Here is a 12611-nt window from a genome sequence, read left to right as displayed (position 1 = left end):
TTAATACTCGACAATACCGCCGTAGTAACGGCGATCGTCCGGGTTGTGGTCTTTGTAAATGGAGAGGTAGTAGCAGAGCCATTCCATCGGTACGAACATCAAAAAGGGCGCGAGCCACGGGTGCAGCCCCTGAGAGATCTCGGCATAGTCGATCACGATGACGTTATCGGTACGCTCGCGCACGAAACGGATGGCGCGCTCGGTGGTGTGACGGCTTTCGTCGTTACCAAGCAGGAACAGGAACGGCACGCCCGGCTCAACGATTTCCAGCGGGCCGTGGCGGAATTCGCCGCTCTCAATCACCGAGCCGTGGGTCCAGGTGAACTCCATCAGCGTGACAATCCCCTCTTTGTAACCCAGCGGACGCAGCGGACCAGCGGAAACGGTATAGATCATCGGCCACTGCGAGGCCTGCTCGCCAAGCTGACGCCCTTTGTCTTCCCAGATGCGCACCAGATGCCCGAGCGCCTGCGGAAGTTTGTGCAGATCGTTTTTGATTTTGCCGATTTCGGTATGCGGCGCGAGGCGGGTAATCATCTCCAGCACCACGCTGTAGCACAGCAGCAGATGAATTTCCCAGATGCAGTCGGCTTCATACGCCACCACATGTTCGGCGGCCTGAGTAACAGGACTGTCCGGGTGTTTGGTAAAGGCGGCGGTCAGCGCGCCGCAAGCCGCGCCCAGTTCCAGTGCCTTAATCACTTCTTCGGTCTTGCCGTAATCAGAGACGCCTATCACCGCGCAGCGCGAATCCAGGCGGTGCGGGGTGTTATCGCAGAACTCCCAGCCGGAAAGCGCGTAAACCTGAAGGCTGGAGAAACGATCCGCCAGATGTTTTGCCGTCTGCGCCGCATTAAGCGGGGAACCGCAGGCGACAAAGTAAATGCGATCCACTCCACGTCCGATCATTTTATCAACAATGGCATGCACGCGGGGAACGTCTTTATCGAGAACCTTCTCCACTTCCTTGACCATGTTTTCGGTTACCAGGAAATCCACCGTGTTTTTATCAATATTCAACATGCAACAACTCTCCAGACAGGGTTAAGAAATATGAGCCAGACGGCGATTGCGCTTTTCCCAGAAGGCGTAAGCGGGCAGGCCGGTGGCGATAACAATCAGGGCGCAGATCAGCCCTGGGATTGGCGCCCATACGAAGGTGGAGGCCACAAGAATCAAGCTCGAGGCGATAGCGGCAAAAGTCATCAAGCCGAACGCCGGGGTGCGCCACAGCGGTTTATAGTCTTCTCGCTTGCGACACCAGATAATCGAGCCGAAGGTCAGGGTGTTTTTGAAGCACATCACCAGCGTGAAGTAGCCCAACAGGCTGGTCAGGTCAGAGACAAAGATAAAGAAGATGCCGAGGGCGCACTGTAGGATAATGGAGACATCCGGCGTGTTGTATTTCGGATGAACGTGCCCGAAGCTTTTGAAAAACAGGTTATCTTTCGCCATCGCGTACTCGAGGCGCGGCTGGTACATCACGCAGCTGGAAAGCGAGCCGAGGATCACGATGATGGCGGTGATGGCGACAAAGATGCCCGCCACGCTGCCGAGCGCCGGAATATAAGTGAGCGCGTCGGAAATTGGCGTTCCCGAGGCGGCGAGCTTGTCGAACGGCATCAGCCCGGTGATCACCAGCGCCAGCAACGAATAGAGCACCAACACCAGTAAACAGGAGCCGATCAGCGCACGTGGCATGGTTTTGCCGGGGTTTTTGATTTCTCCGGTCATATAGCAAATAGATGCCATACCGGTGTAGGACCAGCTGGTGGCGGAAACCCCGGCCAGCAGTGCCATAATCCCTGCCGCCGCGCTGGTGGTGGCGGTCGCCGGCGCGCTAAAGTTATCGCCTTTCAACCAGAACACGCCGATGCCAATCACAATGGCAAACGGAATGATTTTGGCGATGGTGATCAGCGTCTGGAAGGTTGCGCCGCCTTCAACCGAACGCAGGTGCAGCAGCATAAATGCCAGAATCAGACCGGTGGCGACGAACTTCCCGGCAAACGGATCGATCGGCACCAGGAAGGCCAGATTACTGACAATCGCCAGCGCCATAATAGAGAGTGACGGCGCGTCGTTTGCCCAGAAGCTGGCCCAGCCGGAGAGAAACGCCAGCGGACGGCTACCAGCGTTTTTCAGATACACATAGTCCGCACCGTTTTCGGGATACGCGGTGGACAGCTCCGCATACACGCACATCTGCGGGATAACAATCAGCCCGCCAATTACGAAAGCAAGCACCGTGAGCCACGGAGAGCCTGCCGCTTTTGCTACTTCACCAACTGAAACGAAAATACCGGAACCGACGGTCGTTCCGATGGATATGGCCAGCACGGCCCAAAAGCCGAGCTTGCGTTGGAGTTCCTGACCTTCCATATCGTTACCTTTTTAATTATCAAATGGAGTTGTAGGTTTCAGTACCCCTGAATGAAGGCATTAGGTCGCCGCACGATCCTGAGGGGAGATCGTGGGGTTTCGCCTTGATGACTTCATCATGAGATGACTCATAATGAATATAACAACATATGATGAATTGTATTGGCGAGGTAGATCACAAAATCGCCATTTGTGAGCAGGCTGTTACGAGTTAATGGCTTAAGTTATTGAAAATAAATGATTTAAAATATCTGGCGCACTTGAGGATGACAACGGCCAGCAAGGAAAATTTCGGGAGGGCAGCAGGAGCGGGCAGGCTCACAGCCTGCCCGAGATAATTAAAACCAGCGTAATTTGTGCGCCACCTGATGCAGTTCTGCGCCACCGCGCTGGCGGCGTAAACATGCTTTCTCAATGTTCCGGGCATCATTCTGCCCCCGGTACTTTTGCAAAGTTAGTGATGAGTTAGCCTTTCGTGTTATTGAAAGGTCCTGTCTTTCAAAGACCCTGCTCACCAGACGCACCTCGCCCAGGGGATGCCCAAAATAAGATGATTCGGCCTGACCTTTCCGTAGCGCGCACATCACTTCAATCCCTTTGATTGTGACGTATGCCGTCTTCATGGATTTAAATCCCAGCATGGCGTTGATTATCCTTTCAGCTTGCCATGATCGCATTCAGTGACGTTATTCAGGTATTTTATCTGTCGGTGTTCAATACCGGGCAGACACCGGCCCTCCCCTTTTAATAACGCCAGCGCACGGCCATAAGGGAGAGCCTTATCTGTGTTGATGAGGCGCGGGACCTGCCAGCCTTTCACGTTATTTAAAATCTTCCCGAGGAAACGATATGCAGCTTTGCTGTTACGACGTGAAGAGAGATAAAAATCGATGGTGCGGCCTTTGCTGTCAACAGCCCGGTACAGGTAAGCCCAGCGTCCCTTGACCTTCACTTTGGTTTCATCGAGATGCCATGAGCCAAATCCGGAAGGCTGACGCCAGTATCAGCGCAGTGGTTTTTCCTTTTCCGGTGCATATCGCTGAACTCAGCGATAAATGGTGGTGTGATCGACATTTACCCCTCGCTCCTCCAGCATCTCCTGGAGTTCACGATAGCCGATGCCATATTTGCAGTATCAGCGTACTGCCCAGAGGATGATGTCTCGCTGAATATGTCGGCCTTTAAATGGGTTCATGTGCTGCTCCTTCAACTAAACAGTGGCATCAATTTACCATCGCCAGATCTTTGCAACAGTGCCGTGATTTCTGCCATTAGCGTCCTGCTGTCCATCCTCTTGCCCTGTTATGTCCGATCAATTAACAATAACCCCGCAAAACAATTCCTTCAGGGCTACTGGGGTTATTAATTTTCGGCTTTTTTTATGCCTGCTTTTCCGCAAACCTCTTTTTTAGAAAGCCGTTCCCCCGCTCTGCTCCCGCCTGTTTCCAATAAAGTGTGATCTACGTAGAATTTTTGCATTTATTCGATACCTTGCTAATCATTTCAGCACTAATTAAAACAACTAAACCGCTGTTTAATGCTCTTATTCGCGCTGTTAAGGCCGCAGGTTCAGGCTTATGTCAGCACTTCCCCCCTACACAGATGCCCTGAGCAGGAGAAAATGCTTAAAAAGCAGCAAGGCCGTAACGTTCCCTGCCCGACGTTATGAAGGACAGTGTTATCCCTATAAAAAGAAGGTGTTTCACCATGAAAAGCAAGCTCCCGCAAACCACGTTAAAAAGATCGGTGGCGTTCTGTGGTTTTGGACTGATGCTGGCATCCGGCTCTGCGCTGGCAGATTTTACGCCGCTAAGCCTGGATTCCCCCTATGCATTTGGTGACTGGGAAGGTTACCGCAGCCAGCTCAAAGAGGACGGCGTAGAATTCCAGGTGAACTACACCATGGAATCCGCCAGTAATTTCTCCGGCGGTTACCGGGACTCGACCACGGCCCGTTACACTGATCAGTGGGGCTTTGGCACCACGCTGGATCTGGACAAGCTGCTGAACTGGAAAGACACCCAGTTCCAGGCCACCATCACCAGCCGTAATGGTCAGAACCTGACGGATCAGATTAACGATCCCCGTTCAGGTGGCCTCTCCTCAGTACAGGAAGTGTGGGGGCGCGGGCAAACCTGGCGTCTGACGCAGTTCTGGTTGAATAAAGGCTTCTTTGATAACGCTGTAGAAGTGAAGGCCGGACGCGTCACCGTGGGTGAGGATTTTGATACCTTCGACAGTAATTTCCAGAACCTGGCGTTTGGCAGTGGTCAGGCAGGGAACTGGCGCGGCGACCGCTGGTTCAACTGGCCAGTCTCCCAGTGGGGTGGCCGCGTGAAGTTTAACTTCACGCCAGAGCTTTTCTTCCAGGTGGGCTTCTACAACCAGACAGCGTCAAACTACGACACCGCCAACGGTTTCCGTCTGGATACCAGCCCGACGCTTGGCAATATGGTGCCGGTCGAATTAGGCTGGCGGCCTTTCCTGGGTGCTGACAAGCTGCCGGGTAACTATCGCATCGGCATGTATTACTCTTCGGTGAAAGGCGACAACTACAGCTCCTACAGCAACGGAGAATATGGCGAGGAGAACCACGCTTACGGCGGATATTTACTGCTGCAACAACAGCTGACGGCGATGGATGGCGACAACAATCGAGGGCTGGGCATTAATGTTCAGGCCGTTATGAACGACCATAAAACCTCGAAAACCGACAACTACCAGTCGGTAGCGTTTGTCTGGAAGGGGCCGTTTGACGCGCGTCCGAAAGATGAGATCGGCATTGGCGCCGCCCGTATTCACGTCAACGATGACTATGGCAATATGCTGCGCGAAACCAACCGGGAAAATGGGGTAAACGATTACGACAACCCTACCTACCTGCCGATACAGAGCGGATCTGAATATAACTATGAGATCTACTACAACGCTCAGGTCACCAACTGGCTGAAACTGCGTCCAAACCTGCAATATGTCACTTCACCAGGTGCGGTCAGCGAAGTAAAAGATGCCTTTGTCGGCGGCATCAGCGCCAATATCAACTTCTGATTTGGCCCCACAGGCGGATCGTCCGATCCGCCTCTCTTTTACGTTTAACGCAGCTGCGCCCGCGAGGTAAAGAAGCGGCGGTATGCCAGATAACCGGCGATAATCGTCGAGAGACTGGCGGTGCCCAGCAGCATAAACGTCACCATAATCTGATACTTAATCGCTTTTACCGGATCGATACCGGCAAATATCAGCCCCGACATCATGCCCGGTAAACTCACCAGCCCCACCGTTTTGGCGGCATCCACCGTTGGGATCATTGCGGCGCGAATGCTGTCGCGAATAAGCTTACCTGAAGCAACTTTCACTGAGGCGCCCAGGCTCAGCATCTCCTGGATTTTCTGCCGGTTATCGGCAAAACGCTGATTAAGATTGCTGTAGCAAAGCCCCACCGCCACCATCGCATTGCCGGCGATCATCCCTGAAACAGGGATAACCTGCATCGGCATAAACTCAATTGACCCGCTCAGCACCAAAACCAGCAGCGTCAGCGTGGTGCTGGTGGTAATGGCGATAAACGACAGCACAAAAGCGTTGCCGATATTACGGCTGCGCTTGCGGGCGTTAAGCGCAGCATTCACGCAGATAAAGAGCACCATCACTACCGTCAGTATCGCGTTGTTCACCTCGAAAATGTACTTGAGCAGATAGCCAACGATAATCAGCTGAACGATGGCGCGGCCAACGCTCCAGACGATATCCTTCTCCAGCCCGAGCTTCTCTCGCTTGCTGACCAGCAGGGCAATCAGCACCAGAACCAGCGCCAGTGCCAGCGACTCGTTGGTTATATTATGCTGGCTCATCGTTTCTCTTCCCTGAAGGTGGCGTTAATGTCATTACCCGGTGTGCCTGCTCTGTTTCCGCTGCATCATGAGTGATCCAGATCACCGCCACCCCTTTCTCCTTTACCAGTCCGTGGATCAGCTGATTAATCGTCCGTTTGTTTTCTTTATCCAGCGCGCTGGTGATCTCATCCAGCAGCAGCACCTGCGGCAAAAATTGCAGATTCCGCAGCAGAGCGACACGCTGTTTCTCACCGCCAGAGAGCTGCTCGCACTTTTTATCCAGCATCTCTTCGGGCAGATTCACGCTTGTGAGCCACCTGCTGAGCACAGCCCTGTCAGATTTTTTCTGCCGGATGTGCCACGGCAGCGCCAGATTGTCATATACCGTCTCGCCAAACAGCGCGGGAGTCTGAAAACAGTAAGAGACCTGCTGACGATAGTGTTCCGGCTTCAGTTCGCTAACAGGCCGCCCTGCGAAGCGGATCTCGCCCTGAGAGGGTTCAAGTAGTGAGGCGATGATTTTCAGCAATGTGCTTTTACCGCTGCCGGAAGGGCCGGTCAGCAGGAGAAACTCTCCCTGACTGAGGCGCAGTGAAACGGGGGCCAGCAGCGTCGTGCCATCCTGAGCGTAGCCAATATCCTGCACATCCAGCAGGGGAGAAGTTTGCGACATAAGTCAGTCAACCTGATTGAAATAAACGCCCGAATGATAACGCCTGGCGGGAAAAAAGCAGGCGTTTTTTGCGGTGGAAGAGAGACAAAAAAAGGGCAACCGCCGAAACGGTTGCCCTGCTCACTTCAGCATCCAGTCTGCGGATGCCGGGAAATGCTGTTACTTCGCGTCGTCAGGCAGCGCGTAGGCAACAATGTAGTCGCCAAGCTTGGTGCCGAAGGAGCCATGACCACCCGCGGCGATCAGCACATACTGCTTGCCGTTCACCTCGTAGGTCATTGGGGTCGCCTGGCCGCCAGCGGGCAGACGAGCTTCCCACAGCGCTTTACCATTGGTGACGTTAAACGCACGCAGGTAGTTATCTGCGGTTGCGCCAATGAACATCACGTTACCCGCCGTAGAGATTGGCGCGCCCAGCATAGGCATACCCATTTTGAACGGCAGTGGCACAGGTGAGCTGTCACGAACGGTACCGATGCGTTTTTTCCACACGATATCGTTGGTTTTCAGGTCCACCGCAGAGATATAGCCCCACGCAGGTTGCTTACAAGGGAAGCCCAGCGGCGACAGGAACGGGTTCAGGGTCACGCCGTATGGCACACCATACTGTGGCTGAACGCCAGTTTCTGTCCCGCTGCCGCCCTTGTCGTTCTCGCCAGGCCACAGTGGGTTATTTGGACCACGTGGGATCAGACGGGAAACAAACGGCAGCGCCATTGGGTTAGTCACGGCAATCTGGCGGTCGGTATCCACAGAGATACCGCCCCACTCGAACATGCCCAGGTTACCAGGGAACACCAGTGTGCCCTGCTCGGAAGGCGGAGTAAACGGACCTTCATAACGCAGGCTGTGGAACATCACACGACAGATCAACTGATCGTAGATAGTGGCGCCCCACATATCTGCCCCAGTCAGTTTGGCTTTTGGACGGTAGGTCAGCTCCGAGAAGTGCTGAGTAGGATTGACATGGTCACCCTTCGCCGCGCCCTGCGGCACCGGCGTTTCCGGAGCCGGAACAACTTCTTTACCGCTACGGCGATCCAGAACAAAGATATCGCCCGTTTTGGTTGGGACGTAAATGACCGGAACGTTGCTGCCGTTTTTATCGGTAATGTCAGCCAGAGTCGGCTGCGCCGGTACGTCCATATCCCACAGATCGTGGTGCACCGTCTGATAGAACCACGCCAGTTTACCCGTAGTGGCATTCAGCGCCAGCAAACCGGTAGCGAAACGCTCCATTTCCGGGGTGCGGTTGCCGCCCCAGATATCAGGCGTGGCCACACCGATTGGCAGGTAAACCAGATCCAGACTGGCATCGTAAGCAGCAGGCGCCCAGGAGTTTGGCGAGTTAGCTACATAGTGCTGGTCAGCTTCCGGCAGCACGTTAGGATCTTTAGCGCCGGTATCGAAGGCCCACAGCAGTTTACCGCTGTTAACATCGAAGCCACGGATGACGCCGGAAGGCTCTTTAGTGGAGTAGTTATCGGTCACGGCACCCGCAATCACAATCACTTTATCAGTGATGATTGGCGGTGAAGTTGGCTCGTAAGCGCCGGCACGGGCGTTAGGCATGTTCTGCTGAAGGTTCAGCTTGCCGTTTTCGCCAAATTCCGGGCACAGCGCGCCTGTTTCCGCATCCAGCGCATAGAGATGACCATCGTTCACCGGCAGGATGATGCGGCGTGCGCACATAGCAGGTTTGCTGCCCGCTGGCAGGGTGGCCACTTCAGGTGTCTGGTAGTAAGAGACACCGCGACAGGTCACGTGCTGGAAGGAAGGATCGGTTTTCAGCTGTGGATCAAATTTCCACTTCTCTTTACCGGTAGCGGCATCCAGCGCAAACAGGATCTGGTGCGGCGTACAGAGGTAGAGGGAATCACCGATTTTGATTGGCGTCACTTCATCGGTAATTTCACCCGGATCGGTTGGGCGCTTCATGTCACCGGTACGGAAGGTCCATGCTTCCTTCAGCTGACCCACGTTTTTGTCGTTGATCTGCTTCAGCGGCGAGTAGCGTGTTCCGGCCTGAGTACGGCCATAAGCAGGCCAGTCTCCGGCAGCGATGCCTTCACCAGACTTCTCAATGTTCGCCGCCTGTTCAGGGCTGAGGGAACCGTTGATTTCCTGCGGATCGTTAAAGACCGAGTAGGCCAGCGCGATAACGGTCACCACCAGCACCAGGCTCAGCGCGCCACGGGCAAATTTGCCCTGGCTCAGGCCACGGTACACAAACGGCAGAACCAGCCACAGGCCGAGGAAGAAGGTGACGTCAAGACGCGGCGTCAGCGCCCAGAAATCGGACCCCACTTCCCACAGCGACCAGACCAGCGTCGCCAGCAGGAATACCGCGTACAACAGCAGCGCTGAAGAGCGGCGACGGAACAGCAGCCAGGCGACAACCAGCTCAATCACACCAGCGATGATGTAATAGAACGAGCCGCCGATTTTTGCCAGCCAGATACCGCCAATCAACAGGTACAACCCGCTGAGGACGGCGAACACAGCCGTAATAATCACGAGGATCCGTGATAACGGTGCTTTACTTTGCATAGTATGGACCTTACCAAAATTTAACGTCTTCAATTTAGATCGTATGCTAAATCGCAAAAAACACTCGGTTAATATCGCTTATCCACCCCGGTGTTTTGAACCCGCCGTCAGATTTACGCTAAACGGCAGGCTGTGCTGGATACTTTGTTACAGGAACGTCCAGGAGAGCGTCGCGCCCACGCCGTAATTACGCCCCGGTGCCGGCTCGTAGTAACGGCCATTGCCTTCGTTGACGATCACCGAGCCTACGTACTCCCGGTCAAAAAGATTATCGACGCGGCTGAACAGATCCAGAGACCACTTATCCCAGCCAAATTTATAGCCCGCGTTCAGGCCCACCACCGTATAAGATGGCGCTTTTGCGTCGTTTTCATCATCAGCCTGAATGCTGCTCATATAGCGAATATCGGCGCCCGCATGCAGACCCTGTTCGGGCAGCCAGCCCAGCGAAGCATAACCCATATTCTTTGCTACTCCCGGCAGACAATTGCCGGAAGGAGTACAGTTGCCATTGTTATCGCAGGTTTCATTGCGATAGGTGGCATCCAGCCAGGTCCAGGCCATTTTCATCTGCCAGTTTTCAGCAAACTGCTGATCGAAGGAAAGCTCCACGCCACGGCGGCGGGTTTTACCGGCATTTTTGTAGACGGAGCGTCCGTTGCTGCTTTGTGCCACCACCAGCTCGTTATCGGTGTTGGTCTGGAAGAGCGCCGCGGTCAGCAGGCCATAACCGAGGCGGGTTTTACTGCCCAGCTCAACGGTGTCGCTGGTGGCAGGTTTCAGGCCCAGGTTCAGGCCGGTCTGGCTGCCATCTACCGAGCGGTAGGAGAGTTCATTAATGGTCGGCGTCTCAAAGCCACGCCCTGCCGAGGCATACAGGTTCCAGGCATCGGTTACCGCATAGTTCAGCGAGCCCATTGGCAGCAGCTTGTGGTAGCGCTTGCTGCCGCTGTCATCCCCGTTGCCGGAAGTGACATAGTAATCTTCAGAATCAAAGCTCACCGTGCTGTAACGCACCCCTGCATCCAGCGTCCATTTTGAGGTCAGCTCCCAGCTGCTTTGCAGGTAGGGGTCAAGGTTCCACATCACATTCTTTTCGTTGCGGCGCTGGCTGCCCTTCTCGCCAAACTCCGGTACGCCATTCACAAGATTGTAATTCTCAAACCCCTGACGACGTTCGGTCATGGTTTCATAATCCAGCCCACCAGTAATGCTGAACGGCACGGAACCAAGCTGATCCTGATGCTGCCAGCGGGTATCGACGCCGGAATATTTACGTTCCAGCACAATCACGCCGCCCGGGTAAGCGGGCTTAAGCTGGGGAGCCAGGGGAATAGACTGATATTGCGTGGTATGCCGCTCCCCGTGCCAGGTGGTCAGCGTCAACCGATCGTTTTCGCTCATTTCACGCTGATAGCGCAGGCCAACCTGAGTCTGGTCGAGGCTTTTGCGGGTATTGAAGTTATCACCGCGTGGCGACTGGCGGGGATTCGCTTGCCACTCTTCACGGGTAAGGCCGCCCGGATCGTTAGCATCAACAGAAACGCTGTTCAGCATCAGGGTGAGCGTACTGACATCATCCAGGCGCACGCCCAGCTTTGCATTGCCGAGATTTTTCTGGGTGCCGCTGTGGTCACGATAGCCGTGCGTGGTAAAGCGCGAGCCGGAAATAGTGTAATTGAGATCGCCCGCGTGAGTACCGTCACCGGTAGCGCCGCTGGCCTTTACGCTGTTACGCCAGCTGCCGTAGCTGCCGTAATAGGTTCCCGCAGTCAGCGTGGTGGGCTGGCTGCCGGTCTGGGTATCGATATTGACCACGCCGCCGGAGGCATTGCCATACAGAGCGGAGTAAGGGCCTCGCAGCACGTCGACCTTATCGATAGAGTTAAATATCAATGTTAGAGGTCTGCCCCTGCCCGTCCGGCATGGTGGCGGGGATGCCGTCCACATAGACCCGCACGCCGCGCACGCCATACATTGAACGGCTGCCGAAGCCCCGCACGGAAAGCTGTAGATCCTGTGCATAGTTCTGACGGTTCTGGATCTGCAAACCAGGGACGCTGCCTAACCCTTCCGAAAGATTGACCTGCGCCGTGCTGTTGCGCAGATCCTCTCCGCTGACCACGCTGACGGCGGCAGGCGTGTCCAGTTCAGATAATCCGCTACGCTGCTTAACAACCATCAGGGTGTTGCCCTGCGCAGCAGCATCTCCGCGCTGAGCGGTTGGCGATTGAGCATAACTCACGGCAGGCTGTAGTAAAAACAGCGGCGTAATTAACAAGGCAGAGGTTTTGTTGTTCACAGGATCGGTTCGTTGTTTAAAGTTTATCCGTCAAAAGCTCCCCAACGGGTCTGCACAAAAAACGTTTTGTACAACCCATCGCCGTTGAGAAACGCACACAGCAATGCTGAAAAAGTATACAAGCAGTTTTGAAACTTGCCCGCTGCTTCCCCCTACAAAATAGAAGGCATTAGCGCAATCAGTCGAGTAAAACGGCTGTTCAAATGCAGAGAATAAGGGGAAAGTGTCAAAATCGGCCAAGAGTGTAGCACTCAATAATCGCTTTGCGAACCGTTGTTACCTCTTTGGCTGAATTGATTCAGTTTTATCCCACAAAATGATAACAAGAGGCTTACAAAGGCGCTTAAGACGCGCTTTCACCCTTTAATTGTCGGGGGTTTTCTGCCAGGGGAAATTAAACAAACTCCCCGCTATACTCAATCCATTACCCGATGAAAAGGATGCATTATGGTGTGGCAGGATAGGGCCATTTTTAACAGGACGGGATTCAGCCGCAGAGCAGTGCGAATTTCCGTCGCCGCTGCGTTAGTGTTGCTGACAGCCTGTTCAGGCGGTGAGCAGGGAATGATCTGTCAGGGCAACCTACAGACGCTGGATGGCCGCAACCTGGGCGATCTTGAAGGGAAAATTGTTGACCGTTTTACCTCTTTCAGCGTTACGCTGCCGGAAAAGGTAGTGGAAAGCGGCCCTTTGCACTCGGCCGACCGGCAGCAATATGTCCCTGCTGCGGTGACAAAAGAGGGCTGGCTGGCGATGCGCCTCTCCGATACCCGTTTTATGGTGGTAAATGCGCCGCAGGACAAAGTTTTTACCTTTAGCTGCCCTTCCCGCTCTATTTGATCTTTAGCCTGCTGGCAAGGTAGCCTGTCTG

7 protein-coding genes and 2 pseudogenes are annotated in these 12611 nt (G+C 54.4%); 2 read left to right on the top strand and 7 right to left on the bottom strand.

All coding sequences use genetic code 11. The features are described 5' to 3' along the window. From frlB to AAH450_RS09055, 3 genes and pseudogenes are all read right to left on the bottom strand, one after another. Entirely contained in the window at positions 1-1023 is a 1023-nt protein-coding gene (gene frlB / locus AAH450_RS09065) for a fructoselysine 6-phosphate deglycase (RefSeq protein WP_342909935.1), read from the bottom strand. Between the two features lie 21 nt (positions 1024-1044). After that, positions 1045-2382, bottom strand: coding sequence for a fructoselysine/psicoselysine transporter FrlA (gene frlA / locus AAH450_RS09060; protein WP_342909934.1), 1338 nt, complete (start codon positions 2380-2382; stop codon positions 1045-1047). Between the two features lie 497 nt (positions 2383-2879). Beyond that, positions 2880-3577 (bottom strand): annotated as a pseudogene (locus AAH450_RS09055) (IS6 family transposase); the annotation flags it as partial. A 512-nt stretch (positions 3578-4089) separates the two neighbouring features. On the opposite strand from AAH450_RS09055, the gene AAH450_RS09050 reads away from it, so the two are divergent. Continuing rightward, a complete protein-coding gene (locus AAH450_RS09050; protein WP_463322718.1) occupies positions 4090-5430 on the top strand; it encodes a carbohydrate porin in 1341 nt (446 codons plus the stop codon). Positions 5431-5474: 44 nt separating this feature from the next. Here the strand turns inward: AAH450_RS09050 and fetB are convergent, their stop codons facing one another. The 4 genes and pseudogenes from fetB to pqqU form a co-directional block, all read right to left on the bottom strand. Continuing rightward, positions 5475-6233, bottom strand: coding sequence for an iron efflux ABC transporter permease subunit FetB (gene fetB / locus AAH450_RS09045; RefSeq protein ID WP_342909933.1), 759 nt, complete (start codon positions 6231-6233; stop codon positions 5475-5477). Then, the gene (fetA, locus tag AAH450_RS09040; protein ID WP_342909932.1) at positions 6220-6888 is read right to left on the bottom strand and encodes an iron efflux ABC transporter ATP-binding subunit FetA; all 669 of its coding nucleotides are present in this window, start codon (positions 6886-6888) and stop codon (positions 6220-6222) included. Before fetA ends, fetB begins: the two co-directional genes overlap by 14 nt. A gap of 159 nt (positions 6889-7047) precedes the next feature. Next, positions 7048-9438: a glucose/quinate/shikimate family membrane-bound PQQ-dependent dehydrogenase gene (locus tag AAH450_RS09035; RefSeq protein WP_342909931.1), complete on the bottom strand. Its 2391-nt coding sequence runs from the start codon at positions 9436-9438 to the stop codon at positions 7048-7050. A gap of 147 nt (positions 9439-9585) precedes the next feature. After that, positions 9586-11740: pseudogene (gene pqqU / locus AAH450_RS09030) on the bottom strand (TonB-dependent receptor PqqU). Positions 11741-12241: 501 nt separating this feature from the next. Here pqqU and AAH450_RS09025 point away from each other — a divergent pair. Beyond that, positions 12242-12580, top strand: coding sequence for a hypothetical protein (locus tag AAH450_RS09025; RefSeq protein ID WP_342909930.1), 339 nt, complete (start codon positions 12242-12244; stop codon positions 12578-12580). Positions 12581-12611 lie beyond the last annotated feature (31 nt).

This window comes from Erwinia magellanica, from assembly GCF_039023495.1.
Lineage (GTDB): Bacteria > Pseudomonadota > Gammaproteobacteria > Enterobacterales > Enterobacteriaceae > Erwinia.
The sequence above is the reverse complement of the archived record's forward strand: the minus strand, read 5'-3'. Positions and strand labels throughout refer to the sequence as shown.

Coding starts and splice junctions, on each gene's coding strand:
- frlB (WP_342909935.1), bottom strand. CDS start 1,023: ATGTTGAATATTGATAAAAACACGGTGGATTTCCTGGTAACCGAAAAC.
- frlA (WP_342909934.1), bottom strand. CDS start 2,382: ATGGAAGGTCAGGAACTCCAACGCAAGCTCGGCTTTTGGGCCGTGCTG.
- AAH450_RS09050 (WP_463322718.1), top strand. CDS start 4,090: ATGAAAAGCAAGCTCCCGCAAACCACGTTAAAAAGATCGGTGGCGTTC.
- fetB (WP_342909933.1), bottom strand. CDS start 6,233: ATGAGCCAGCATAATATAACCAACGAGTCGCTGGCACTGGCGCTGGTT.
- fetA (WP_342909932.1), bottom strand. CDS start 6,888: ATGTCGCAAACTTCTCCCCTGCTGGATGTGCAGGATATTGGCTACGCT.
- AAH450_RS09035 (WP_342909931.1), bottom strand. CDS start 9,438: ATGCAAAGTAAAGCACCGTTATCACGGATCCTCGTGATTATTACGGCT.